The sequence below is a fragment of the Bacillus mycoides genome (genome assembly GCF_018742245.1).
In the GTDB taxonomy this organism is placed as follows: Bacteria; Bacillota; Bacilli; order Bacillales; family Bacillaceae_G; genus Bacillus_A; species Bacillus_A cereus_U.
The window spans coordinates 3,915,504-3,939,655 of record NZ_CP036132.1; the positions used below are offsets into that span (position 1 = coordinate 3,915,504).

Genomic DNA, 24,152 nt, shown 5'->3' on the forward strand with positions numbered 1-24,152 from the left:
CGAAGTGATAACGGCAATGTAATCTACATATATTTTTGCCAATAACAAGAAAAGAAAAACCTTTTCCTACAGTTATATCATAAAATGATGAATGACTCAACAAATGAAAACGCTGTTATATTAGTTATTACGTTTTGCGATTAAATCACAAATAGATAGTAAATATTCATCTTGTAATTGCAAGGAGCTAATAGAATCTTTTGCTTTTGCAATTGTCTCCTCTAAAATAGATTTTGCTCTATCTACAGTAAATAACGTCGTATATGTGCTCTTTTCGTTGGAAGCATCACTACCAATCGGTTTTCCAATCTCTTCTTCTGTTCCTTCTACATCCAAAATATCATCTCTAATTTGGAAAGCTAGACCGATATATTTCGCAAATGCAAGTAACTTCTCTTCTTGCTCTTCTGTAGCATCAGAAAGTATCGCTCCTGCAAGTACAGCAAACTCAAGCAGTTTACCTGTCTTATGCTTATGGATGTACTCTAATTCATTAATTGTAAGTCGTTTTCCTTCAGCTTCCATATCTGCCACTTGTCCAGCAACCATTCCTTCAGGTCCTGCTGCTTTCGCAAGCTCAAGTACAAGTCTTACTTTTTTTTCAGCAGAGATTTCTTTTTGCCCATATGCCATAATAACTTGAAAAGCATATGTCAACAAACCATCTCCTGCTAAAACTGCCATTGCTTCACCAAATACTTTATGATTGGTAGGCTTTCCTCGTCTTAGATCATCATCATCCATACAAGGTAAATCATCATGAATTAACGAATATGTATGAATCATTTCAAGGGCACAAGCTGCACCCACTCCAAGATTTTTTTCTTTCCCAAACGCTTGTAACGTTGCAAATAAAAGTAATGGGCGGAGACGTTTCCCACCCGCTTCCAAAGAATATGCCATCGCTTCACGAAGCACATTTGGACATTGTAATTCATTTGCATAGCTTACAAGCTTTTCTTCTACGAAAGTTTTACTCTCTTTCAAAAAAGCATCAAAAGCTATATGTGTCACTATGCTTCATCTCCTAAAGCAGTAAACGGTTTAAGCTCTCCATCTTCTCCAAGGATAACTGCCATTTGTTCTTGTACATCTTTCAATTTCTCATCACAAAGCTTAGATAATTCCATGCCTTCTTTAAAATAAGAAATCGCTTCCTCTAAAGGTACATCACCTTGTTCAAGCTTAGAAACGAGATGCTCAAGCTGCGAAATTGCTTCTTCAAAGCTTAACTTATTTTCCATTATTCAATTCACGCTCCTCTATGCTTGATACGCTACAATCTAGTATTCCATCTTGTAATTGAACCGAAACAGCATCCCCAAGGCTAACATCTTTCACGCTTTTTAATACTTGTTTCTCTTCATTGTATACAAGCCCATACCCTCTCATCATTACTTTAAGCGGGCTTAATACTTCAAGCTTTTGAGCCGCTCTTACAAATACGAACTCCTTCGTTTGAAGTAACGTTTGCATTTCACGTTGCAACTGCTTTTGCAACGTTTCAATTGCCGTTTTCGTTTGTATAATTTTTTGAGATGGGTGGTGCTTTTCTAAATAAAATGAAAGTTGCTTTAATTGATTTACTTTTTTATCTATATAACGCTCTTTCGCTAAAACAAGTTGTTCAAGAGCTCTGTCTAACTGCTCTTCTTTTTGCTCGTACACTTGCCTCGGATAACGGAACGCATAAGATTTTTGTAACACTTGCAGTTTTTCTTCTTTTTTATGTACTCTCTCTCTCATTGCTCGTTGCAATCTCAGAGTTCTTTGTAATACCTTTTCTTGTAACTCTATAATGTTAGGTACCGCCAGCTCAGCTGCTGCAGTCGGTGTTGGTGCACGTAAATCCGCAACAAAATCTGCGATTGTAAAATCCGTTTCATGACCTACAGCTGAAATAATCGGAATCTCACTTGTAAAAATTGCTCTTGCAACTACTTCCTCATTAAAGGCCCATAATTCTTCAATAGAGCCTCCACCACGTCCAACAATTAAAACATCAATATCTCCCATTTCATTCGCTGTACGAATTGCTTGTACAATTGAGGGAGCCGCTGACTCCCCTTGTACAAGTACAGGAAACACAATAACATTTCCAATTGGATAACGACGTTTAATTGTTGTTATAATATCGCGAATTGCTGCTCCTGTTGGCGACGTTATAACACCGATTGTTTTTGCATACGCAGGGATTGGACGCTTATAAACTTGAGAAAACAGCCCTTCTTCTTCTAATCGGACTTTTAATTGTTCATAAGCTAAATGAAGATTTCCAACTCCATCAGGCTGCATGTCTTGAATATAAATTTGATAAGAACCACTCGCCTCGTAAACAGAAATCTTTCCTTTTACAAGTACTTTCATTCCATTTTCCGGTCTGAATTTAATGTTACGATTATGACCCGCAAACATAACCGCTGCAATTCTTGCATTTTCATCTTTCAATGTAAAATACATATGACCACGACTATGATATTTAAAGTTGGAAATTTCTCCTTTTAACCAAACAGACTGTAAATGCGGATCATACTCTATTTTTGTTTTAATATAGCGTGTTAATGCTGTAACGGTTAAATATTGTTTCTCCATTGCTCTCTCCTCATAGCCGATTCAAATTATTGACAAACAACACCTGTACGCCTTGCAGACTCCACAGTGTTGTGAAGAAGCATTGTAATAGTCATTGGGCCGACTCCTTTTGGCACAGGCGTAATGTAACCTGCAACGTCTAATACATTGTCAAAATCAACATCACCACAAAGTTTGCCTGTTTCTAAACGGTTAACACCAACATCAATTACAACCGCACCTTCTTTAATATAGTCAGCTGTTACCATTTTCGGTCGTCCAACGGCTACGATTAAAATATCAGCTAACTTCGATAATTCTTCTATATTTCGCGTCTTAGAATGACAATATGTGACAGTTGCATTTTCATTTAAAAACAGTTGCCCCACTGGTTTACCAACAATATTACTTCTTCCAATTACAACAACATGCTTTCCAGAAATATCAAGATTCGTTTCTTTTACTAATTCTAAAATACCATGCGGTGTACATGGAAGGAATGTGTCTTGTCCCGTCATCATACGTCCTACGCTGATTGGGTGAAATCCATCTACATCCTTTTCCGGTGAAATTCTTTCAATGATAGCTTTTTCTTCAATATGTTTTGGTAAAGGCAATTGTACCAATATGCCATTAATGCGGTCGTCTCCATTTAAGCGATCGATTTCAGCAAGCAAACGCTCCTCAGTAATCGTTTCAGGAAGTTCAATTAGCTCTGAATAGATTCCTACTTGCTCACAGCCTTTTTCTTTTCCTTTTACATAAGAACGAGATGCTGGATCTTCTCCAACTAAAATAACTGCTAATCCTGGTACAATCCCTTGCTCTTTTAACTTCACAACTTCTTCTTTTAATTGTGCTCGTTTTTTCTCCGCAACTTCATTTCCTTTGATGATTACTGCTACCATTTTAAGTTTCCCCCTTAAAGAAATTACAGTGTATCTTTTATATTAGATAAAACGCCGTTAATAAAACGACGAGATTCCTCATCCCCAAATGTTTTTGCGATTTCAATTGCTTCGTTAATTGTTACATTGTGTGGAATTTCTTCCATGTATTTCATCTCACACACAGCTACACGTAAAATACTGCGATCAACAATACTAATACGCTCAAGCTTCCACTTTTTTAAATTTTGACGAATTGCTGCGTCAATCTCTTCTTTGTTGTCTACAAATCCTACAACAAGTGATTCTAGAAACTCATTTGTTTCTTCACCTTCATCTAGCGTATTTTCTACCGCTACTTTCGGTTCTAATTCACCTGTAATATCCATTTGGTATAATGCTTGCATTGCTCTTTCTCTAGCCGTCCTACGTTTCATTGTAACTCTCCTTTATACTTCAAGTCTTTCCTTATGTTTTGTTATATTATTATAATTTATAAGCCGTCAATTCACTTACTCTTGCAGTTTTCATTGATTTTCCAACCTTATAATACAATGATAATAACACAATTTATCGTTTCACACACGGGGTACAAGGCTGAAAAATAATAAAAAGATTAACTTCAAGTTCCATATCTTATCACAATGTACGTTTTTTGGAAAAATGAAACATCCCATTTTATATTTCTTATTTTTTGAAATAGTATAATAATTAGAGGGTTTTAATTTGTGAAGAAATGCAACGATAAAAAAGATGCCTATTTTACTAGGCACCTTTTTCCACTCTTACACTGGTTCGATTTCTGTTTTTTGTGTTTCGAATGTTACGCCAACGATGTGAACGTTCACTTCTTTTGGCTCAAGTCCTGTCATTGTAAAGAGTGCTTGGCGAATATTGTCTTGAATTTTTTGTGCAACAACCGGAATTGCTACACCAAAATACATCACAACATAAAGGTCAACAATAATATCTTCGTTTGCTAATTCAACCTTTACACCTTTACCATGATTTTTCTTACCTAACTTCTCAACAACATCTGTAGCAAAATTACCACGCATTGCCGCTACACCTTCTACTTCAGCAGCTGCAATACCTGCAATTACTTCGATTACTTCTGGTGCAATTTCTACTTTTCCAAGAGTTGTATCTTGACCCATATCTAACATATGTTCAGCCATGAAAAAAACCTCCTTTAATGTATCACTGCGTCACAAGTTCATGCTCTTCCAAAAATTTCGTGTTAAACTCACCTTTTACAAAATCAGGATGATCTAACAATTGCAAATGGAACGGGATTGTTGTATGTACGCCTTCAATGACAAACTCACTGAGCGCTCGCTTCATTTTTGCAATTGCCTCTTCACGTGTTTTTCCGTGAACAATTAATTTAGCAACCATCGAATCATAGAAAGGTGGTATTGAATATCCCGGATATACAGCTGAATCGACGCGAATACCAAATCCGCCTGGTGGTAAGTACATTTCTACTTTACCTGGAGATGGCATAAATTTTTTGGCAGGGTTTTCCGCATTAATTCGACATTCCATTGCCCAACCATTAAATTGTACTTCTTCTTGCTGTAACGATAACTTTTCTCCAGAAGCAACAAGAATTTGTTCTTTAATTAAATCCATCCCTGTTACCATTTCAGTAACTGGATGTTCAACTTGGATTCTCGTATTCATCTCCATGAAATAAAAGCTTTTCGTTTTATATTCATAAATAAACTCAACCGTACCAGCACCTGTATAATCAACCGCTACCGCCGCTTTAACTGCCGCGTCACCCATTTGCTTGCGAATATCCTCATCAAGTGCAGGTGATGGACTTTCTTCTAATAGTTTTTGCAGACGGCGCTGAATTGTACAATCACGCTCTCCTAAATGAATGGCATTTCCATGTGTATCTGCCATTATTTGAATCTCAACATGGCGGAAATCTTCAACGTACTTCTCTAAGTATACACCAGGGTTCCCAAAAGCGGTACTAGCTTCTTGCTGTGTAATTTGAATTCCCTTTACAAGCTCTTCTTCATGGCGCGCAACACGAATACCTTTTCCGCCGCCACCTGCAGTCGCTTTAATAATAACTGGATATCCAATTTGATTAGCAAGCTCGATCGCTTCTTCGGTATTTTTAATAATCCCTTGTGAACCTGGTACAATCGGAACCCCTGCTTCTTTCATTGTATCACGTGCAACGTCTTTTGTGCCCATCTTTGAAATGGCTTCTGGGCTTGGGCCGATAAAAATCAAGTTACACTCACGGCATAATTCTGCAAAATCTGCATTCTCTGCTAAAAATCCATATCCCGGATGAATTGCATCACAACCTGTTAATTTCGCAACACTAATAATGTTCGTCAAATTTAAATAGCTTTCTTTTGAAATCGTTGGTCCAACACAATACGCTTCATCTGCAATTTGCACATGAAGTGACTCTTTGTCTGCTTCTGAATAAATTGCAACTGTTTCAATATCCATTTCTTTACAAGCACGAATAATTCGTACAGCAATTTCCCCACGATTGGCTATTAATACTTTTTTTATCATCACAAAGACTCCCTTATTACGCTTTTACAAGAAATAGCGGTTGTCCATACTCAACAAGCTGTCCGTTATTAACAAGAATTTCAACAATTTCGCCCTCTACATCTGCGTCAATTTCGTTAAATAATTTCATAGCTTCAACAATACATACGATAGAATCTTTCGATACTCTGTCCCCAACACTTACATATTGAGGTGTATCAGGCGAAGAAGAGGAATAAAATGTCCCTACCATCGGTGATGTGATTTTATGTAGGTTTTCATTTTGAACAGCTTTCTTCTCTTCTTGTTTTTGCACTTCTACTTGCGCTGCCGCTACTGTCGTTTCTACTTCAACAGATGCTGCTGGTTGTACTACCTGTTTCGTTACCGGTGCTTGCACAGCAACAACTTCATTACCACGTTTTTTCATTTTGATTGTTGTACCGTCTTTTTTGTATTCAAATTCATCAATATTAGAGCTATCAATTAATTTAATTAATTCACGAACTTCTTGAATTTTAAACATGTAAAATCCACTCCCATACTCTTGTTTGTCCCGTTTTTACAGATTGGCATCAAATTGATTTACTGTAAAAATACGATGTATTCTATTAGAAAATTTATTCCTATGACATTTACTAATAGAAATATTTACTATTTCCATCTTACGCTAAATTTTTTAAACATTCCAATTTATATTTCTTTATTATAAATCGAAATTCCTGTAAAAATATTATTCCACCAAAAAATTATTACCTAGTAATAATACCAAGTTTCACACGAAATTGGCAAGACCACTTCCTAAAAAACATTCTTTACTTTTTCAAAACTGTACAGTATAAAAACGTAATTCCCTCAGCATTCTTCATTTTATCTACGGTAAAAAAACATATTTTTACCAAATATTATTTTTTTGTTTACGTGCCGTTCATTCTTCCTTCATAAAAGAATAGTATGTTCAAAGTGTAGAAAATTTATTGTAGTGAGGTGCGGACATATGATATGGCTCATCCTGTTCTTGCCTGCCGTAGTGATTTGGGCATTGGTCCTCTTCATCCACGTCAAATCTGGAAAAAGTAATCACCATCATCATGAACCATTAATCTTTTACTCACAGCGTATTTCCCCGTTTCCAATTGAAAATACTAAACACAACTGCAAAGATGAAATAGAAAAAGGCTATCGAAAACGATAGCTTTTTTCTATTATTCTTTTATCTAATTTGAAGAAAAAACACCCATTATAATGAATATGCCACTTTATTTTACTGATGGATCAAATTTCACACCTACATCTTTTGAACCACCCTCACTTCTTACGAGCTGAATAATTTTATTCGCTTCTTTTTGTGAATGCTTTGCCGATTTAACTGTTACTTTAATGTCCGTTCCATCAGCTCTTACAAGAGCATCCTTATATCCACCTTGAGATTTAATCACTGTCTCAAGTAATTGTTGCTTCGTTTCCATTGTAGTGATTGCATCAAGATTATCTTTCGCTTTACTCTTTTCTTCTGCTGAAGATTTTGATGACTTCATTACATTTTGTAACTTTTCTTTCTCTACACTACGCTGATCTTCCATTTGCATACGTAACGCTGTGAAATTCTCATCGCTTGATTGAACTGTTACGCTAGCCTCTTTTTTACTTGTTTCTTTTTTATCATTCTCTTTTTTGTCTGTTTCTTTATTTGTAGTTTCCTTGCTTGTACTTTCTTTTGTTGTCTCTTTATTTGTAGTTTCTTTCGTTGTTTCTTTTGTAACTGCTTTATCAGCACCTTGCTTTTCTTGTCCCATCTTTTCACCCGTTGCCGGTGCTGCAGTATTCATTTTATCAGGAGTTGTTACGTAATAAACAGATAGTACAACCACTAAACTTAACATCGTTAATAACCAAACCGTTTGTTTTTTTAACACTTTATTTCCTCCCTATCAATTTTTCGGTGATACTGAAACGCGATGAGCTGGTACATCTAATAATCGCGTCACAGCTTCTTTTACCATTGCTTTTATTTGTATATTATCCACTCCCTTTGCTACGACCAGAACACCTCGTACTTTCGGTTTCTCTGTTCGCAAAACAATTGGAGTTTCTTTATCACCTTCACGTATAATGACGGTCTTTTCATCAAGAGACTCGTCTTCTACTTCCCTTTTACCGCCTGCTTTATCAGTTTCACCTGTCGTTTGTGAACGTTTTACTGTATTTTTCTCGAGTATTTTTTCTTCAGATGAATCTAAGTTCACTTTAATAGTTACGTCTTTTACTCCGGCTATCTCTTCTAAAGAAGCTTTCAATTCTTGTTCATACGCTTTTTCGTATTTTTCTACATTTGACATATTATCATTGTTTTTTTGTCCGAAAGTTGGTACATCTTTATCTTGGCTTTGACTTGTCTTTTCTTTAAACACAGGCACTTCTTCTTTTTTAGGTGATAAGAAATTACTAGAAAACATAAGCGCAATCCCAAGTATGAGTAGGACAAGCAAAAACTTAGGTGTTACCTTTTTCCCCTTCTCATTACTTTCTTTTCCATCCCCATTTAATAGGTTTCGAAAAAATGAGAACCTCGAATTTTTATCTTTATTGTCCATTTACGCTACCTGTCCTCCCTTCCATCTGAACTTGGATTTGTTTATCCTCTAGTTGCCACCTGCTTGAAAAGAAATCTTTCATTTCTACATTCGTTTCTTCTATTTTTTTTGGAGGTTCTTTCATATTAATTTCAATTGGCTTTACTGTTTCGATTGCATCATTTTTACTACGTTCTTTTTCTTTCAACGTCACAACAACAGATTGAATATCTTTCGCTGACTTTACTTCTTCTGCATGTTCCACTGCGACTATTTGTATTTCAGAGACTGTCATACCATACTTTTTCTCAAACTCTTTTCCTACGTCTTTTTTCATTTTGGTAGCCATCTCTTCTAAACTATATGCACGTGTTAGAGCTTGTATTTCTTTTTTCTTCGAATCTATCGAATTTTTTACAGATCCATCTGCTACGTACTTTTCTTCATTGAAATTTGCGATAACTTCATTTACATCTGTTTGTAACAACTTAAATAGAGGTGTTAAAATTAGTACGACTAACAATAGACTTACAACGAATTTAACGTACTTTTGCAAATTTGAATTTGGAAGAATAAGATGAAGCATTGTCGCTAAGAGTAAAAAAACGATAATATTTCTAATCCACTCTGTAACAAATTGCACACTCTTCACCTCCTACCGCATCATGAGAGTAATGTTCCCGGCAGCAATAATAATTGTGATACTTAAAAAGAACATAAATGATACGATAGCTAAGCAAGCAAATACGTAAATGATACTTCGTCCAATGATATCTAAACATTGAATAATTGCTCCTCCGCCTACTGGTTGCAATACTGCTGCTGCGAATTTATAAATAAACGCGATACAAAAAATTTGAATCGCTGGAAAAGCGACAATTAAGCATAAAATAACGAGCCCGATAATTCCGACTGTGTTTTTTAATAATCCAGATGCACTAATAACAGTATCCGCCGCCTCAGTAAACATCCTTCCTACTACAGGAATGAAGTTTCCTGTTACAAATTTAGCCGTTTTCACAGCTATACCATCAGCAACGGCTGACGCTGTTCCCTGTACAGATAATACACCTAAAAAAATCGTCAAAAAGATACCAATAATCCCAACACTAACGTTTTGCAAAAGCTTGGACAATTTCGTAACTTTATATTGATCACTCATCGTACTTACAATACTTAATATAGTTGCAAGTAATAAAAGTGGTAGAACGATATAATTCATAAGAAGCCCACTCGTATTCATTAAGAAAATGATGATTGGATGAAAAAACGATACAGAAACAACACCACCGCCCGTTGCTATGAGTGCGAGTAAAATTGGTAATAACGCTAGTATGAAATCTACCATTGTTTGTATCGTCTCTCTTGCATATGTCATGACGACATAAAAACTATTTAAAGCGAAAATAATAAGTACCATGTATACGACTGCATCCGCGATTTTACTCACGCTACTCTTTGAAAAAGCAGATTGTAACGATTGCAGCAATGCACTGAAAATCGTGAGCATAATGAGCGTTCCAAGTAACTTTCCATTTGCAACAAGCTCGTGAAATAAATATTTTAGTAGACCTATCATCCACTCTTTTATGGAGAACTCTTTTTCTCCCTTTACAAACTCCATAAAGCTTCCTTTTTGACTCTCTGGTAAATAGCCTCCATACTTTGTAACAAGCCCGTCCCAAAATTGCTTCACATCTTCAATTCCAAGCTTATCCAATTGTTGATCAACGACGTTTGTTTCTATAGGAGAAGCTTGTACAACAATCGGTAAAGAAAAGAAAAGGAAGCAAGCAAATAGTAGCTTAGCTCCAAACTTCCTCAACATTCACTCCCCCTTATCCTGTAGGTAAAAAACCGAGAATTGTTTCAATTACAACCGTTAAAATAGGAATTGCCATAACGAGAATTAAGATTTTCCCAGCTAATTCAATTTTCGAAGCGATTGCACCTTGACCAGCATCCTTTGTAATTTGCGCACCAAACTCAGCGATATAAGCAATCCCTATAATTTTCAATAACGTTTCTACATATACGTTGCTAACTTTCGCTTCACTCGCCACTCTCTCAATCATTTGTAAAATAGAATGAATTTGATCGATTAAGAGAAGAAACATCATGCTACCAATGAACACAATAAATAACGACGTAATACTAGACTTATGCTGATTTAAAACAGCAGCTAAAAATGTAGCAACGAGGCCTAATCCGACAATTTGTATAATTTCGATTCGAACCGCCTCCTTTACTGGAAGAGAAAGACACTTTTAATCTTGTCGAATAGAGTATTAATTAAAAACGCAACATGAAATAAAATAACGACAAAACCGACAAGGATAACCCAATTTGCAATATCCTCTCGCTTTAATTCTTTTAATACAGTATGAATGAAAGCTAAAACAATGCCGATTCCGGCGATTTGAAATATTAATCCAACATCAATGGACATCGCCTTTCTCCCCCCTATAGCAGTAAAATTACGATAAGTAGCCCTGCTAGCACCCCTAAACTCTTTATCATTTTTTCGTATTGTAGTTGTAATGCTTTCGCTTCTCCTTCTTCTCTCTCCAAATGTGTAATACATAAGCGAATATGTTTTTGCTGGGATTCACGATCATGTTGTCCAAGTGTTTCACCAAATTGTTGCAGTATTTCATACTCGGTTTGTTTAAACGCCGTTAACGTCCAGTTCTCCTTCAAACTATCAATCCAAGCTTCTCTAACTGTTTGCTCCCCGCCCTCTAGCCGTTTCGAAAAGCTTTGAAATATCCAATTTAATGGCTTCGGCATTTGTTTGACTAAACGCTCTGCAGCCTCAGATAACGGCGTGTGTCCATACATAATTTCAGCTTCTAATGATTGCAATGCTGCCTTCAATAACCTAAGTTGCCGCGGTCTCTCACTATACCTTTTAGCGTATGAAAATCCGAAAAAAGTGCTAACAGCAACTATTAATACCGCACCAAATATTTTCACCATACGCCTTGAGCCTTTCTATGAGGTAATACTGGTTTTCCATCTCTATCTTTCACTTGCATAACTGTTCCTGGCCCTCTAGCTTTTGACAATTCCACAAATCTATCAAATACACCAAGTTCCAGCACCGCCTGTAACGATGGACGTTTCACAACATCATCATAAGAAAATCCGTGTGCACTTATAAAAAGCTGAACGCCTGCATGCACCGCCTCCATAATCGCTTCACTATCTTCTTTACGTCCAATTTCATCTACGATTAATACGTCTGGGCTCATAGAACGAATCATCATCATCATTCCTTCAGCTTTTGGACAAGCGTCTAATACATCTACTCGCGCGCCAAAGTCATATTGCGGAATTCCTTTCACACAGCCCGCAATTTCTGATCGTTCATCAACAATCCCCACTTTACATGAAGGTATTTTCGAAGCACTTACACCTTGACTCATACAGCGTGCTACATCTCTTAAAAGTGTTGTTTTTCCCGTTTGCGGTGGGCCAATTACCATCGTGTTTAACCATCGTGTTTCATACAAATATGGCAAAAGCGGCTCAGCAATCCCTATTTTTTGACGGGCAATACGAATATTAAAAGAAGAGACATCCCGAATCATTTTCACTGCACTTTTTTCTGTAATGACTTTTCCAGCTAGGCCAATTCTATGTCCTCCTCGTAGTGTCACATATCCACGTTTCAATTCCTCTTCCATCGTATAAATTGAGAATTGGCTTAATTTATTCAATAAATGGATTGCATCTTCCGCTGTAGCGATATAGTCATAGAAAAACACTTCTCCATGTGCGATACACTCTAGGGGCCTTCCAATTCGAACACGAATTTCCTCTAAAGTATCGTATTGCTTACAACCTTCAACTAACTGTTTCATCGTTTTCGGTAAAACTTCTAATACTTCTTTCATAAGCTTCTCCCCACTATACTCGACTTACTATTTCAACAACGCGATAAAAATGCAGCCAATTCCAAGTGCTAGAAAAAAGAGTTTCAAGAAAGAAATCTCACTTGCTACACTCGCTATGCCAATTGTCATTGTTAAAATTAATACGGTCGGTCCAACAAACGCCAACATACCATTTATAAACAATGCTTTCTTCGCATCATTCACGTAAAGCATAAGCAAAGCGGCGAATATTTCCGCGCTACCTGAAAACAACCGAAGTAACCCCATAACAAGCACGGATGTTTCCATTGCCGCTAGCCACTGTTTCATTCTCCCACCTTCTCCCATAACAGTTACTACTTCCTTATTCTGAAAAGAATATATTTGTACAACCATATGCAGAGGTTGTCTATTTCAGAAGTAAAAACATAATTTTTCTCTATTGACTTTATTGTAATCTGAATATTCATATTATTTTATGGTATATTTAATAGAAAAGGAGCATAGAAGATGAAGCAAGTTACTTTATTACCACTCGATTTACGATATGCAAATGTGATTTTTGAACTATCAAGCAATCCACATGTAAAAAATGCATTAGGGCTAAAAGTAGATTCAGTGGAAGATACAAAAACATTCATTCTTTTTGCAATTGGAGAGGAACGAAAAAAACACTCTTTATCAAGAGTGATTGTAAATGAAGAAAATGAAATAATTGGCCTCACTACACTTAAACACATTAATTACGAACAAAAGCACTCACATATTGGAAGTTGGCTCGGCTATCAATATTGGGGAAGAGGCTATAACGAAGCTGCTAAAAAAGAGATCTTTAAAATCGCTTTTTTAGACTTGCAACTTACATACGTATTTGCCGGTGCTAAAACGACTAACATTCGCTCTTTAAAAGCACAAGAGAAACTACCTTACATTTCATTACATGTGGAAAAACAATTTCCAGACGAACATGTTGCTTTGGAGAAAGAAGTAAAATCACCTTGCGTACTGCATGTTGTATCATGCGAAAAATTTTCAAATTGGTTGAAAGTACAAAATGAGGGGGAAAATATGAAGGGATTGAAAATTAGTTTAACAATTGTAGTAGAATTAGCTATTATTTATCTTTTTTCAAAAATGGTTGGCTGGTCATTTATGGAGAGCTTTTTCCTTGGTAGTCTAGCAATATTTGCAATTACGTGGTTAATTATTATGAGTAACTTTAGAAATAACAATATGGATCATGTAACGAATAAAACTTTTACCGGTGTTGAAACTGGTGAAATACGCCCGTTTCAAATTGTTTTGACTCCATATATTATGGGTACCCTTTCACTCGTCACAGTTAGTTTTGTTATAACCGCAATTTACTATCTTCCCTATTTCCTATAAAAAAGCACTCGTGATAATCACGAGTGCTTTTCTACTATGCACGAGAAACGTATTTACCTTCACCAGTGTTGATGATAAGCATTTCGCCTTCGTTAATAAAGATTGGTACTTGTACAACAAGACCAGTTTCTAATTTAGCTGGTTTTGTTACGTTAGAAGCTGTGTCACCTTTAATACCAGGCTCTGTTTCTGCAACTGTTAATTCAACTGTGTTCGGAAGTTCAACACCAAGTACTTCATCTTGGTATGTCATAATAGATACTTCCATGTTTTCTTTTAGGAATTTAAGTTCGCGCTCGATTTGGTTTTCGCCAAGTTCGATTTGCTCATAAGTTCCGTTATCCATAAATACGTGAGACTCACCACTCGCGTATAAGTATTGCATACGACGGTTTTCGATGTGTGCTTTTTCTACTTTTTCACCTGCACGGAATGTTTTCTCTTGAACAGATCCTGTGCGAAGGTTACGTAGTTTAGAGCGAACGAATGCAGCACCTTTACCTGGCTTTACGTGTTGGAAATCCATTACTTGCCAAAGGGCATTGTCCACTGAAATTGTTAAACCTGTACGAAAATCGTTTACTGAAATCATGTAAAAAAATCCTCCTGTGTATTACAAAATAATAAGTTCTTTTGGTGATTTCGTTATTACTTCATTACCTTCACTTGTTACAATAATATCATCTTCAATACGTACCCCGCCAACACCTGGAATATAAATACCTGGTTCTACTGTTACAGCCATACCTGGTTCAAGTACTGTATCAGAACGGAACGCTAAACCTGGTGCTTCATGGATTTCAAGACCGATTCCATGACCAGTAGAGTGTCCGAAGTATTCACCATATCCTTTTTCCGTTATGTAATCACGCGTTAATGCATCAGCCTCACGACCCGTTAAACCAGCTTTAATACCGTTCACACCACGTAGTTGTGCTTCTAAAACGATATTATAAATTTCTTTTAATTTATCAGATGGTTCACCGACTGCAATCGTACGAGTAATATCAGAGCAATATCCTTTGTAATAAGCGCCGAAGTCTAATGTTACGAAATCTCCTTTTTCTATCACTTTTTCAGATGCCACGCCGTGCGGTAATGCCGAACGAAGACCTGAAGCAACGATAATATCAAACGAAGAAGATGTTGCTCCTTGTTTTCTCATGAAAAATTCAAGTTCATTTGACACTTCAATTTCAGATACTCCCGGGCGAATGAATGATAGAATATGCTCAAAGGCAGCATCTGCAATCTGTGCAGCTTCCTTTAATATCTTAATCTCTGAATCAGTCTTTATCAAGCGTAACTTTTCTACAAGCCCAGAAGTTGGGATGAATTCAGCTTCGATCGCTTCATTATGCGTTACGTAAGAGCTATATGTAAGAGTATCTTGCTCAAATCCTAGCTTTTGAATTCCAAGTTCTTTAACTTGTTTCGCAACTTCATCAAGAATTAATCCTGCATGCTGCACTATTTCGTATCCAGCCGCTTGCTTACTAGCTTGCTCTACATAACGGAAATCTGTAATAAATAGAGCACGCTCTTTTGAAATTAGTACAACACCAGCTGTTCCTGTGAAATTCGCCATATATCTACGGCTATGTTCATTCGTTAATATGATACCGTCAATACCAGCCTCATCAAACGCACTTCTTAATCTCTCGATCTTTTCCATTACTTTATGCCTCCCTCAATTTCTCCATTAATGCAAATAACGCTAGCTTATAACCATAAAAACCAAATCCAACAATTTGTCCCGCACAAACAGCCGCTGTCACAGATTCATGACGAAACGACTCACGCTGATGAATGTTAGAAATATGTACTTCAATAACTGGAATCGAAACACTTGCTATAGCATCCCGAATCGCGTAGCTATAATGCGTAAATGCACCCGGATTTAGAATGATTCCTTCATATATGTCATCAGCCTCATGAATAATATCAATAATAGCTCCTTCATGATTCGATTGAAAACATTCTAACTCCACTCCCATTTTCTCTGCTTCTTGTTTCATATCTGTTTCAAGCGTCGCTAACGTTCCTTTTCCGTATACATTTACTTCCCTAACGCCAAGGCGATTTAGGTTCGGACCGTTTACGAGGAGTAACTTTTTCATTTTCTTAAAACCCCTTAATATTAAAGAATGTCTATACGACATTTTAACATAGGAATCACTTATTTGAATAGTTTGTCTTCTCGACCCCTTCTCCTCTATTTGTATTATTCGATTCGAATGCTACAGAATACGAAATAAAAACACCATATAATATAAAGATACATACTGTCGTTACAATTGTTTCTTTCGGTAAATGGAGTGCACTTTTAATAACAGGTGCCATTAGCCCCATCCCCAAAAATAATAATGCCCACCAAAATAAACCGTATAGTACGCCAGGTAATACTCCTTCAAACTTTTTAAAAAGAGCTTTATAGAGAAATGCCACTAAAATTGAAAGAAGTCCCATACAAACGATACCTAGTACATTTCCCCAAACCCCTTCTTTCCAATCTCCAAATGCAAACGGTAAAAGTAAATAGTTAGGGCCAGCTTCTGTAAATGAGAATATATGAAGGAAATACCATATACCTCCCCAAAATAAGCCACCAAATAAACCAATTTGTACAAAGTTTCTTATTGTTGATTGTTCTTGATTCACATTGACACCTCCGCTCAATAGTATGCCCGAAACTATTTTGAAGCATGTTTAAATCCTGCAAAATTTGTCTATAAAAAGAATAAGAAATGTCCGACTCTCGCAACATTTTCCCTTGTCATCTGCCTGTATTTGTCGATAAAATAAAGGAAACTCGGTGATTGTCTTATTTCAAGATGATAAAACCAAGTATGACAATTGCCTCTTTTTCTACATAAGAGAGAAACAAATACAGGTTGGTGTTAACATGGCAGAAGAGTCAAAACAAATATATGGCGGGCAAGCAGTCATAGAAGGAGTTATGTTTGGCGGTAGAGAATATACTGTTACAGCGGTTCGTCGTAAAGATAAATCGATTGAATTTTATCGTTTACCACGCGTTCGTAATAAAGCATTGTCTCTACTAAAAAAAATTCCATTTTTACGAGGTATTGCCGCTATTGTGGATGCAAGTGCGAATGGAGCGAAACATTTAAACTTTGCTTCAGAACGATTTGATGTCCACCCAGAAGAAGATGAACAACTTGCAAATAAAAAAGAAGAACAATCAAAATTAACGATGGTATTAGGAGTTGCAGCAGTTGGCGTTTTATCGTTCATATTCGGTAAAGTAATTTTCACAGCAGTTCCTGCACTTTTAGCTGAATTAACGAGACCGATTTTCCCATCTCATACAGGGCAAATCATTGTCGAAAGTGTCATTAAGCTCATGCTATTATTGAGCTATATATACTTCATTTCTTTAACCCCACTTATTAAGCGGGTATTTCAGTACCACGGTGCGGAACATAAAGTAATCAATGCTTACGAGAATAATCTTCCACTGACTGTAGAAAATGTTCAAAAGCAAACTCGCCTCCATTATCGCTGTGGCAGTAGCTTTATTATATTTACGGTCATTATTGGAATGTTTGTCTATTTCCTCGTCCCTACAGATCCGCTTTGGGCAAGGGTAGTAAACCGAATTTTATTAATTCCAGTTGTTCTCGGTATTTCTTTTGAAGTATTACAATTTACCAATCGATTACGAGATGTCCCTGTTTTACGAGTACTTGGATATCCAGGGTTATGGCTGCAACTATTAACAACGAAAGAACCAACAGATGATCAAGCGGAAGTTGCAATCGCATCGTTTGAAGAATTATTACGTTTAGAAAACAAACAATAATTATTTAAAAATGGTGTTCAACTCCTTTCCTCATCGTTAATATACTAATTTTAATATATGTTTTTAGGAGGTGTCCCTTATGAACGGTCGTTCGTTTACATTCGCTATATTTGTGCTTATTATCGGATTAGCAATATTCGGCCTTGTTTCATCTGTCATTACAAATCCAATGGAAGTATTGAAAAACATTGGTATCATGTTAGCTGTCGTCGGTATCTTTTACTTACTCTACAAAATGTTTACAAACTCTAGTGGTTCTGCAAATTCGCAAAGCTCATATAAGCGTGCAGCGAAACAATCGAACCGCAAACACGGGAAACAAAATGTTGCACCCCTAAGCAATTCTTTCTTGAAACGAAATGCTTCTGATGACAAGGGGAAAAAGGGTAATTCTCCATCGTTGAAAAGAAAAAGAAAACAATCTCATTTAACTGTCATTGAAGGTAAAAAAAACAAAAAGAAAGACCGTGCTTCCTTTTAGGAAATACGGTCTTTTTTTACCCCGGTTGGTGCGGGGCTAATAATCAGTGGAAGATGCGAAAAACCCTACTGATTAAAGTTTCACTTTATATGTTGAAGCACTTCTTTCAAACTTTTCTCTTTCATACTTTCGATACGAAGGTGATGGTTTTCAAATTGCAAATTTCTTGTCACATCATTAGGCACGACGACACACTTTAATCCTGCTGCCACCGCTGCTTTCAATCCATTTAATGAATCTTCAAATACAACAGCTTCTGATGGTTCAATTCCTAATTCTTCTATCGTAACTTTATAAAGAGCTGGATCTGGTTTTACCTTCTCTACATCTTCTCGCGTTTTAATCACTTCAAAATAATCTCTAATTTGTAGCTCTTCTAAAAAACGAACGACCCACTCCCTAGATGAACTAGAGGCTAATGCGATTTTCAATCCAAGTTCTTTCGCTTCTTCTAAATATTCTTTTACCCCGTCACGCGCTTTTGGTATTTTCATTTTCTCTTTATGTAAAGTTGTTACTTTTCCCTTTAATGCATGCTCGTTAAATTTTGCTTTTAATTGCTCTTTTAAATATGCATAAAGCACTTCATCTGTCGTTCCAATACATTTTGCAAATTCCTCTAAAGGTAACTCGCCGCCGTATTCACGAACAGCATCTCTGAAAGAGTGAAACCATATTGTTTCTGTGTCCACAATTAATCCATCAAAATCAAAAATAATTGCTTTCATTATTCTCCCGTCCTTTTCGATTGAAATAAAAAAGGAAACGCCACACGTTCCCCTTAATTACTTTTCTCTTCATTTGCTTTTTGAACACCACGAAGTGTTTCTACTCGAACTTCATCTTGTTCAAAGTATTGTACTAAATCACCGATACGGTCAATTGATTCCCAACTTAAATGATGTTCAATTCCTTCTACATCATTATAAATTTTGCTTTCATCCACACCGATAATGCGCATAAACTGTTCTAACAATTCATGACGATATACGAGACGTTCTCCGATTTTTTTACCTTTTGATGTTAATACAAGCCCTCTATATTTTTCATAAATTAGATATTCGTCTTTGTCTAATTTTTGCACCATTTTTGTTACAGAGGATGGATGTACACTAAGCGCTTCAGCAATATCAGATACACGGGCATAACCCTTTTCATCAATCAACAAATAAATTTGTTCAATATAATCTTCCATACTAGGGGTAGGCATCGGTTTCCTCCATCCAATTTCATTTTGCTTATTCCGTACGAAGCAATCAATAAAATGATACACCAGAAAGAATAACGTGACAAGGTGGAAACGAGCCTAAATATATAAAACAAAAAAAGAATCCATATTCGCATACAGATTACCCTTATGTAAAATATTGAATTTCTGCATCGGGAAAATACTCATATATATAACCTCGTATTGTTTCTTCTAATACTTCCGCATCATCCTTTTGATATACATATTTCCCAATACCGTATCGTCCCCATTTATATTTCCGCTTCTCTTCATCCATTTCAAGTTTCGTATTCGGATAACGTTCTTGAATGACTTTTTTGGCTGGTTTCGTAAAACGATGTTGAATTAATTCGAACGTTAAATTTGGTATCGTCATGTCTTTTAACGCATTGTACAATCGTTCAAACAATTCACGGTACCCTTCTTCCCAGCCTTCATACATATAAATTGGCGCAACAATAAAACCAAGAGGATAACCAGCCCCCGCTACTTTACGAGCAGCCTCAATTCGCTCTTCAAATGGCGATGTCCCTGGTTCAAAATTTTTAATCACATAACGTGAATTAATACTAAATCGAAAACGCGTTTTCCCATTATGCTTTGCATCTAATAAATGATCGACGTGTGAATATTTCGTAACGAAACGTAAACGTCCATATTCACTTTCTCCGATGAACTCTATCGCCCGCTTTAATGCATGTGTTAAATGATCAATTCCAACGATGTCTGATGTACACGCCGCTTCAAATCTTGTTATTTCAGGGGCCCTTTCATCCATATATTGCTTTGCCTTCTCAAATATTTCATCTAAATTCACATACACCCTTACGTAAGGTTTACTCCCAAGTGTCGTTTGCAAATAACAATAATGACAATGCCCCATACATCCTGTTGCAAGCGGGATTGCATATTCAGCTGACGGTTTTGATGTATCGAACTTTAACGTCTTCCTCACCCCAACGACAAGTGTCGCTTTTGCATTACGATACTTTTGCAATTCATTTTCGCCTGGTAAATTTCTAATTTGATTATGTGATGTCGTTTCACGAATTTCTAATCCCATCTTCGTAAATTTCTCATACAGCTCTTTTCCAAGCGGATATTCGAGTGCCCTCGGTTCAAAGAAAACGAGTTTTGGCATAAACGGTTTCATACACTTCCCTCCTCTCGTTAGTATGGGAAACAAAGAAAAAATAACCCACATTAAAGTTTTCCACTTCAGTAACTTGCTTTGCAAGTTACTGAATGTTATAATTTGGATAACAGCTACCTTGCAAGGCAAGTTACCTGGATAAAAGGTGGTGAAATCATGCACAGTCAAATGTTAAAAGGTGTACTAGAAGGTTGCATTCTATATATCATTTCACAAGAAGAAGTGTACGGATATGAACTAAGTACAAAATTAAATAAATACGGCTTTACATTCGTAAGTGAAGGAAGCATCTATCCTTTATTGTTACGCATGCAAAAAGAGAAACTTATTGAAGGTACATTAAAGGCTTCCTCTCTTGGACCGAAGCGAAAATATTATCACGTAACTGATAAAGGATTAGAACAGCTTGAAGAATTTAAAAAAAGCTGGGGAATGGTTTCAACGACGGTAAACAACTTATTACAATGGGAGTGATAGGGATGAAAGCGAAAGATATGATAGAACTAAACAACAGAAAACGCAAACTTCTAACACCTGAAAACGAAGTTGCTTATGGTGATATGTTAGTATATCTTCGGTTATCTAACGTACCCGAACATCAAGTAGAAGAACTATTATTAGAAATATTAGATCATCTCATCGAAGCACAAGCAGAAAATAAAAATGCTTATGATATCTTTGGTGATGACTTACAACCTTATTGCGATGAACTTATAGCGGCTTTGCCAGCTCCAACTAAGTTAGAAAAATTTTCTTTAATCGGCTTTGTTATTAGCTTACTTCTTGCTATACAGTTTGGAATGGATACCGTTGCTTCTTTTTTCATTTTTCTTTTTGAAAAGAATACAGAAAGATTAAGCCCACCTTTTAGTATTCCTGGGACTACTTTGTCTATTTCACTTATCGTACTAGGTATACTTTTCATCTTATATTTATTAAAACGCTACTCTTTTGATCAAACGATGAATTGGAAAAGAAGGATTCTATTTGGATTCGCATTTGCTACTCCATTTTGTTCAGCTGTATTTTTAAATATCTATTTTAAAAAACAACCTTATCTCATTTATCATCTAACCTTTTGGCAAAACGCCTTAATCGCTATCCTATTTTTTATTTTATATAAATTACTATACAAAAAATCAAATTTTTAACAGCCTTTCAAACGGCTGTTTTTCTTCTGTCTAATTTTACAAATTGAAAAATTTCATAAAGAAAATAAGAAAAATGCAAAATAATTAAAGTTAATTGTTGACGTGATGCTTTTATTATCGGTATCATAAATCTTCGTGAGCAATTATTTTTCGTTATACGATTTTTTTATTATTACTGAATTTTTGAGAGGAGAAATTAGATGTCAGTTAAGAAGAAAACGCAAGTACGCACCGGCAAAATGGTACGTGAACTAATGTTAGCAGACGAAGATGTAAATGCTTCGCTAATTATGGTATACAGTGAAAACGGTGTAAACGCAGAAATTAAAATCGAGGGCTTAACGCCGAAATGTAACGAAGAATTATTTTTGAGCGGAAACGTGGATTGGAACAAGAGTGTTATTTATAAAATTGTTGATTTCACTGGGAACGCGGAAGTTGGTAAAGTTACATTAACAGCGATGAATAAGAACAATGTTTCTCTAGAAATTGAACGCGTTATGTGGAGCAAAGAAAATAAAGAAGCTGCTGAGCAAGAAGAAACAGTTGTAGAAGCTACTCCGAACAAAGAAGTAGTTGTAGAGGCTCCTAAAGCAGTTACACCCGCTCCTAAACCTGTTATGCGTGTAGAAACACCCGCTATAACACCTAAGCCTACTCCGGTACCAACGCCGAAGTCAGTAAGTGTTGAAGCAGCTGTAGAACTATCTACTCCAGCACCTGTGAAAAAAGCAGTACCTACTCCAGTTACAAAGCAAGAGACAGCACCGGTTACTCCTGTAAAACCGAAGCAACCTGCTTTGACTGAAACAAATACAAAACTACAAGAAAATTATGTTAAACTTGTGAAAAAGACAATTGAAGTTTGTCAAGATTACGAGCTTGGCATCGACATAGATGATTCTATTGAAGGATTAAAAAAAGAGCTACAAAGCCAAGGTATTAGCGTTACATTCGACAAAGAAATTATGGACGTTGTAAATCGCCTTCGTTCTTTACAAGATAAAGGAATCAAAGTAGAAAAAGTACTTAATTTACTATAAAAATAAGGAGATGGCGGTCGCCATCTCCTTATTTTTTATAATTCCATTCATTACTTTCATACTTCTCTTTTGCTAATGTTTGAACTTCATGAAGCTGTTCTTCTGTTAGTTCATACGGCACAAGCTCTATATCTAACCCTTTTTCAAATCCAGTTTCAAACGCTTGAATTAACTGTTCAATCGTAAATATACGGTCTGTTAATTCATTAATCGCTACCGCTTTAGAAGAAAACATGTTTTTCATACGCTCTTTTACACGTTCATTCGGGAATAAAAATAGATCGTATAACTCATCTAAATCTATTTCTAACGGAATAGAACCGTGCTGTAAGATAACACCTTTTTGACGTGTTTGAGCACTACCTGCAATTTTTCTTCCTTCAACTACAATTTCATACCAAGATGGTGCATCAAAACATACTCCTGAACGCGGATTTTTTAAATTCTCACGATCCGCTTCTGTTTTCGGAACCGCATAATACGCTTCTAATCCTAATGCCTTAAAACCGTCCAATAAGCCTTGCGAAATAACGCGGTATGCTTCTGTAACTGTTTTTGGCATATCCGGATGATCTTCAGACACAATAACACTGTACGTTAATTCTTTGTCATGTAGTACACCCCTGCCGCCTGTTTGACGACGAACGAATCCATATTTCTTTTCGTTAACTACATCCATATTTATATCTTTTTCAACACGCTGAAAATACCCGACTGTTAATGTTGGTACTTCCCATTCGTAAAAACGAATTGTTGGTGGCATTTTTTTTTCACTTTGCCAATTTAATAAACATTCATCTAACGCCATATTAAATGCTGGTGAACATTGACCAGAGTTAATATAACACCATTTTTCTTTTCCCATCCTGCACCTCATATAACCAATTATTTTTCACATTCTCTAGTCTACCAAATTCGACAAAATTTGTGAAAGAATACGAAATTTCTTCTTATATACAAATGAATCTGTTGCATAAATACATATGGGCATTATAATATTGAAAGTAGGATAAGAAAAAAGGGAGCGATAGAATCGTGTCAACAAACTTGATTATTATACTAGCGGCAATTGCAGCATTCATCGGCTACACTGTATGGATGTATTTCTATCAAAAAAAATTAATTAAAACACTTTCAGAAGAAGAATTTCGCGCTGGCTACCGTAAAGCACAGCTTATCGATATTCGCGAAGCAGATGAATTTAACGCGGGACATATTTTAGGTGCGCGTAACATTCCATTATCACAAATTCGCCTTCGCCACAAAGAACTTCGCCAAGATCAACCGGTTTATTTATATTGCCAAAGCGGATTCCGTACAGGTCGTGCAGCTCAATACTTAAAAAAACAAGGCTACACAGATTTCTACCAATTAAAAGGTGGATTTAAATCTTGGTCAGGCAAAATTAAAAAGAAATAACATACAAAAAACTAGCTGCAC

The 24,152-nt window shown here is 36.2% G+C and carries 33 protein-coding genes and 1 pseudogene; 9 read left to right on the forward strand and 25 right to left on the reverse strand.

The window, feature by feature from the left end:
* Positions 1 to 120 precede the first annotated feature (120 nt).
* The 8 genes from ispA to accB form a co-directional block, all read right to left on the reverse strand.
* Positions 121 to 1,014: a (2E,6E)-farnesyl diphosphate synthase gene (gene ispA / locus EXW56_RS19970; RefSeq protein WP_002111751.1), complete on the reverse strand. Its 894-nt coding sequence runs from the start codon at positions 1,012 to 1,014 to the stop codon at positions 121 to 123.
* Positions 1,014 to 1,244, reverse strand: a complete 231-nt coding sequence (xseB, locus tag EXW56_RS19975; protein ID WP_000428422.1) for an exodeoxyribonuclease VII small subunit — start codon at positions 1,242 to 1,244, stop codon at positions 1,014 to 1,016. The genes ispA and xseB overlap by 1 nt, the downstream gene beginning before the upstream one ends.
* Positions 1,234 to 2,592, reverse strand: a complete 1,359-nt coding sequence (xseA, locus tag EXW56_RS19980; protein ID WP_002199389.1) for an exodeoxyribonuclease VII large subunit — start codon at positions 2,590 to 2,592, stop codon at positions 1,234 to 1,236. The genes xseB and xseA overlap by 11 nt, the downstream gene beginning before the upstream one ends.
* A 26-nt stretch (positions 2,593 to 2,618) precedes the next feature.
* Positions 2,619 to 3,479: a bifunctional methylenetetrahydrofolate dehydrogenase/methenyltetrahydrofolate cyclohydrolase FolD gene (gene folD, locus EXW56_RS19985; RefSeq protein ID WP_002199388.1), complete on the reverse strand. Its 861-nt coding sequence runs from the start codon at positions 3,477 to 3,479 to the stop codon at positions 2,619 to 2,621.
* A 23-nt stretch (positions 3,480 to 3,502) separates the two neighbouring features.
* Complete coding sequence (gene nusB, locus EXW56_RS19990; RefSeq protein ID WP_002067080.1) at positions 3,503 to 3,895, reverse strand: N utilization substance protein NusB; 393 nt, start codon at positions 3,893 to 3,895, stop codon at positions 3,503 to 3,505.
* A gap of 348 nt (positions 3,896 to 4,243) precedes the next feature.
* Complete coding sequence (locus EXW56_RS19995) at positions 4,244 to 4,636, reverse strand: Asp23/Gls24 family envelope stress response protein (protein WP_000807630.1); 393 nt, start codon at positions 4,634 to 4,636, stop codon at positions 4,244 to 4,246.
* 22 nt (positions 4,637 to 4,658) lie between these two features.
* Positions 4,659 to 6,011 carry an acetyl-CoA carboxylase biotin carboxylase subunit gene (gene accC / locus EXW56_RS20000; protein ID WP_002111754.1) on the reverse strand — a complete coding sequence of 451 codons (1,353 nt, stop codon included), beginning with the start codon at positions 6,009 to 6,011 and terminating at the stop codon, positions 4,659 to 4,661.
* Between the two features lie 16 nt (positions 6,012 to 6,027).
* A complete protein-coding gene (gene accB, locus EXW56_RS20005; RefSeq protein ID WP_002199386.1) occupies positions 6,028 to 6,516 on the reverse strand; it encodes an acetyl-CoA carboxylase biotin carboxyl carrier protein in 489 nt (162 codons plus the stop codon).
* Positions 6,517 to 6,987: 471 nt separating this feature from the next.
* On the opposite strand from accB, the gene EXW56_RS20010 reads away from it, so the two are divergent.
* Entirely contained in the window at positions 6,988 to 7,185 is a 198-nt protein-coding gene (locus tag EXW56_RS20010) for a DNA recombination protein RecO (protein ID WP_080013688.1), read from the forward strand.
* 64 nt (positions 7,186 to 7,249) lie between these two features.
* On the opposite strand, the gene EXW56_RS20015 is transcribed toward EXW56_RS20010, so the two are convergent.
* Genes EXW56_RS20015 through EXW56_RS20055 form a run of 9 tightly spaced genes read right to left on the reverse strand, consistent with a single transcriptional unit; the run spans position 7,250 to position 12,771 of the window.
* Complete coding sequence (locus EXW56_RS20015; RefSeq protein ID WP_002111756.1) at positions 7,250 to 7,906, reverse strand: SpoIIIAH-like family protein; 657 nt, start codon at positions 7,904 to 7,906, stop codon at positions 7,250 to 7,252.
* Between the two features lie 15 nt (positions 7,907 to 7,921).
* Positions 7,922 to 8,584, reverse strand: coding sequence for a stage III sporulation protein AG (gene spoIIIAG / locus EXW56_RS20020; RefSeq protein WP_002088572.1), 663 nt, complete (start codon positions 8,582 to 8,584; stop codon positions 7,922 to 7,924).
* The gene (gene spoIIIAF / locus EXW56_RS20025; protein WP_002015059.1) at positions 8,574 to 9,206 is read right to left on the reverse strand and encodes a stage III sporulation protein AF; all 633 of its coding nucleotides are present in this window, start codon (positions 9,204 to 9,206) and stop codon (positions 8,574 to 8,576) included. Before spoIIIAF ends, spoIIIAG begins: the two co-directional genes overlap by 11 nt.
* Positions 9,207 to 9,218: 12 nt before the next feature.
* Positions 9,219 to 10,391, reverse strand: coding sequence for a stage III sporulation protein AE (gene spoIIIAE / locus EXW56_RS20030; protein WP_002199385.1), 1,173 nt, complete (start codon positions 10,389 to 10,391; stop codon positions 9,219 to 9,221).
* Positions 10,392 to 10,401: 10 nt separating this feature from the next.
* Complete coding sequence (spoIIIAD, locus tag EXW56_RS20035; protein WP_078172833.1) at positions 10,402 to 10,785, reverse strand: stage III sporulation protein AD; 384 nt, start codon at positions 10,783 to 10,785, stop codon at positions 10,402 to 10,404.
* 23 nt (positions 10,786 to 10,808) lie between these two features.
* Positions 10,809 to 11,012, reverse strand: a complete 204-nt coding sequence (spoIIIAC, locus tag EXW56_RS20040) for a stage III sporulation protein AC (RefSeq protein WP_000020914.1) — start codon at positions 11,010 to 11,012, stop codon at positions 10,809 to 10,811.
* 14 nt (positions 11,013 to 11,026) lie between these two features.
* Positions 11,027 to 11,542, reverse strand: coding sequence for a stage III sporulation protein SpoIIIAB (spoIIIAB, locus tag EXW56_RS20045; RefSeq protein ID WP_002111763.1), 516 nt, complete (start codon positions 11,540 to 11,542; stop codon positions 11,027 to 11,029).
* Positions 11,536 to 12,462: a stage III sporulation protein AA gene (gene spoIIIAA, locus EXW56_RS20050; RefSeq protein ID WP_002199384.1), complete on the reverse strand. Its 927-nt coding sequence runs from the start codon at positions 12,460 to 12,462 to the stop codon at positions 11,536 to 11,538. Before spoIIIAA ends, spoIIIAB begins: the two co-directional genes overlap by 7 nt.
* 27 nt (positions 12,463 to 12,489) lie before the next feature.
* A complete protein-coding gene (locus tag EXW56_RS20055; protein WP_000816054.1) occupies positions 12,490 to 12,771 on the reverse strand; it encodes a YqhV family protein in 282 nt (93 codons plus the stop codon).
* Positions 12,772 to 12,951: 180 nt separating this feature from the next.
* On the opposite strand from EXW56_RS20055, the pseudogene EXW56_RS20060 reads away from it, so the two are divergent.
* Positions 12,952 to 13,529: pseudogene (locus tag EXW56_RS20060) on the forward strand (GNAT family N-acetyltransferase).
* Entirely contained in the window at positions 13,510 to 13,830 is a 321-nt protein-coding gene (locus EXW56_RS20065) for a hypothetical protein (protein WP_002111766.1), read from the forward strand. The pseudogene EXW56_RS20060 and the gene EXW56_RS20065 overlap by 20 nt, the downstream one beginning before the upstream one ends.
* 34 nt (positions 13,831 to 13,864) lie before the next feature.
* Here EXW56_RS20065 and efp read toward each other — a convergent pair whose 3' ends face one another.
* From efp to EXW56_RS20085, 4 genes are read right to left on the reverse strand one after another with little or no spacing between them, the layout of a single operon-like run.
* Positions 13,865 to 14,422 carry an elongation factor P gene (gene efp / locus EXW56_RS20070; protein ID WP_002199382.1) on the reverse strand — a complete coding sequence of 186 codons (558 nt, stop codon included), beginning with the start codon at positions 14,420 to 14,422 and terminating at the stop codon, positions 13,865 to 13,867.
* A gap of 21 nt (positions 14,423 to 14,443) precedes the next feature.
* Entirely contained in the window at positions 14,444 to 15,505 is a 1,062-nt protein-coding gene (pepQ, locus tag EXW56_RS20075) for a Xaa-Pro dipeptidase (protein WP_002111768.1), read from the reverse strand.
* A 4-nt stretch (positions 15,506 to 15,509) separates the two neighbouring features.
* On the reverse strand, positions 15,510 to 15,950 hold the full coding sequence (gene aroQ / locus EXW56_RS20080) for a type II 3-dehydroquinate dehydratase (protein ID WP_002111769.1): 441 nt from the start codon (positions 15,948 to 15,950) through the stop codon (positions 15,510 to 15,512).
* Between the two features lie 55 nt (positions 15,951 to 16,005).
* A complete protein-coding gene (locus EXW56_RS20085; protein ID WP_002199381.1) occupies positions 16,006 to 16,491 on the reverse strand; it encodes a YqhR family membrane protein in 486 nt (161 codons plus the stop codon).
* A 244-nt stretch (positions 16,492 to 16,735) separates the two neighbouring features.
* On the opposite strand from EXW56_RS20085, the gene EXW56_RS20090 reads away from it, so the two are divergent.
* Both EXW56_RS20090 and EXW56_RS20095 read left to right on the forward strand, forming a co-directional pair.
* The gene (locus EXW56_RS20090) at positions 16,736 to 17,656 is read left to right on the forward strand and encodes a DUF1385 domain-containing protein (protein ID WP_002015047.1); all 921 of its coding nucleotides are present in this window, start codon (positions 16,736 to 16,738) and stop codon (positions 17,654 to 17,656) included.
* 79 nt (positions 17,657 to 17,735) lie between these two features.
* Positions 17,736 to 18,137 (forward strand): SA1362 family protein, encoded by a 402-nt coding sequence (locus tag EXW56_RS20095; protein WP_002015046.1) that lies wholly within the window; start codon positions 17,736 to 17,738, stop codon positions 18,135 to 18,137.
* A gap of 80 nt (positions 18,138 to 18,217) precedes the next feature.
* On the opposite strand, the gene EXW56_RS20100 is transcribed toward EXW56_RS20095, so the two are convergent.
* The 3 genes from EXW56_RS20100 to splB all read right to left on the reverse strand — a co-directional run bounded on the left by EXW56_RS20100 (position 18,218) and on the right by splB (position 20,518).
* Entirely contained in the window at positions 18,218 to 18,865 is a 648-nt protein-coding gene (locus EXW56_RS20100) for an HAD family hydrolase (protein ID WP_199692611.1), read from the reverse strand.
* A gap of 53 nt (positions 18,866 to 18,918) precedes the next feature.
* Complete coding sequence (gene mntR, locus EXW56_RS20105; RefSeq protein WP_001143080.1) at positions 18,919 to 19,347, reverse strand: transcriptional regulator MntR; 429 nt, start codon at positions 19,345 to 19,347, stop codon at positions 18,919 to 18,921.
* A 145-nt stretch (positions 19,348 to 19,492) separates the two neighbouring features.
* Positions 19,493 to 20,518, reverse strand: coding sequence for a spore photoproduct lyase (gene splB, locus EXW56_RS20110; RefSeq protein WP_215557457.1), 1,026 nt, complete (start codon positions 20,516 to 20,518; stop codon positions 19,493 to 19,495).
* A gap of 156 nt (positions 20,519 to 20,674) precedes the next feature.
* Here splB and EXW56_RS20115 point away from each other — a divergent pair, with 156 nt between their 5' ends.
* The 3 genes from EXW56_RS20115 to EXW56_RS20125 all read left to right on the forward strand — a co-directional run bounded on the left by EXW56_RS20115 (position 20,675) and on the right by EXW56_RS20125 (position 22,712).
* Positions 20,675 to 20,992 carry a PadR family transcriptional regulator gene (locus tag EXW56_RS20115; protein WP_215596884.1) on the forward strand — a complete coding sequence of 106 codons (318 nt, stop codon included), beginning with the start codon at positions 20,675 to 20,677 and terminating at the stop codon, positions 20,990 to 20,992.
* A 5-nt stretch (positions 20,993 to 20,997) separates the two neighbouring features.
* Entirely contained in the window at positions 20,998 to 21,669 is a 672-nt protein-coding gene (locus EXW56_RS20120) for a DUF1129 domain-containing protein (RefSeq protein ID WP_002111776.1), read from the forward strand.
* 200 nt (positions 21,670 to 21,869) lie between these two features.
* Positions 21,870 to 22,712 carry a hypothetical protein gene (locus EXW56_RS20125; RefSeq protein ID WP_002199377.1) on the forward strand — a complete coding sequence of 281 codons (843 nt, stop codon included), beginning with the start codon at positions 21,870 to 21,872 and terminating at the stop codon, positions 22,710 to 22,712.
* 28 nt (positions 22,713 to 22,740) lie between these two features.
* Here the strand turns inward: EXW56_RS20125 and EXW56_RS20130 are convergent, their stop codons facing one another.
* Positions 22,741 to 23,577, reverse strand: a complete 837-nt coding sequence (locus tag EXW56_RS20130) for a lipoate--protein ligase family protein (protein ID WP_215596885.1) — start codon at positions 23,575 to 23,577, stop codon at positions 22,741 to 22,743.
* Positions 23,578 to 23,747: 170 nt separating this feature from the next.
* Here EXW56_RS20130 and EXW56_RS20135 point away from each other — a divergent pair, with 170 nt between their 5' ends.
* Positions 23,748 to 24,131, forward strand: coding sequence for a rhodanese-like domain-containing protein (locus EXW56_RS20135; RefSeq protein ID WP_002034000.1), 384 nt, complete (start codon positions 23,748 to 23,750; stop codon positions 24,129 to 24,131).
* The last annotated feature ends 21 nt before the right edge of the window (positions 24,132 to 24,152 follow it).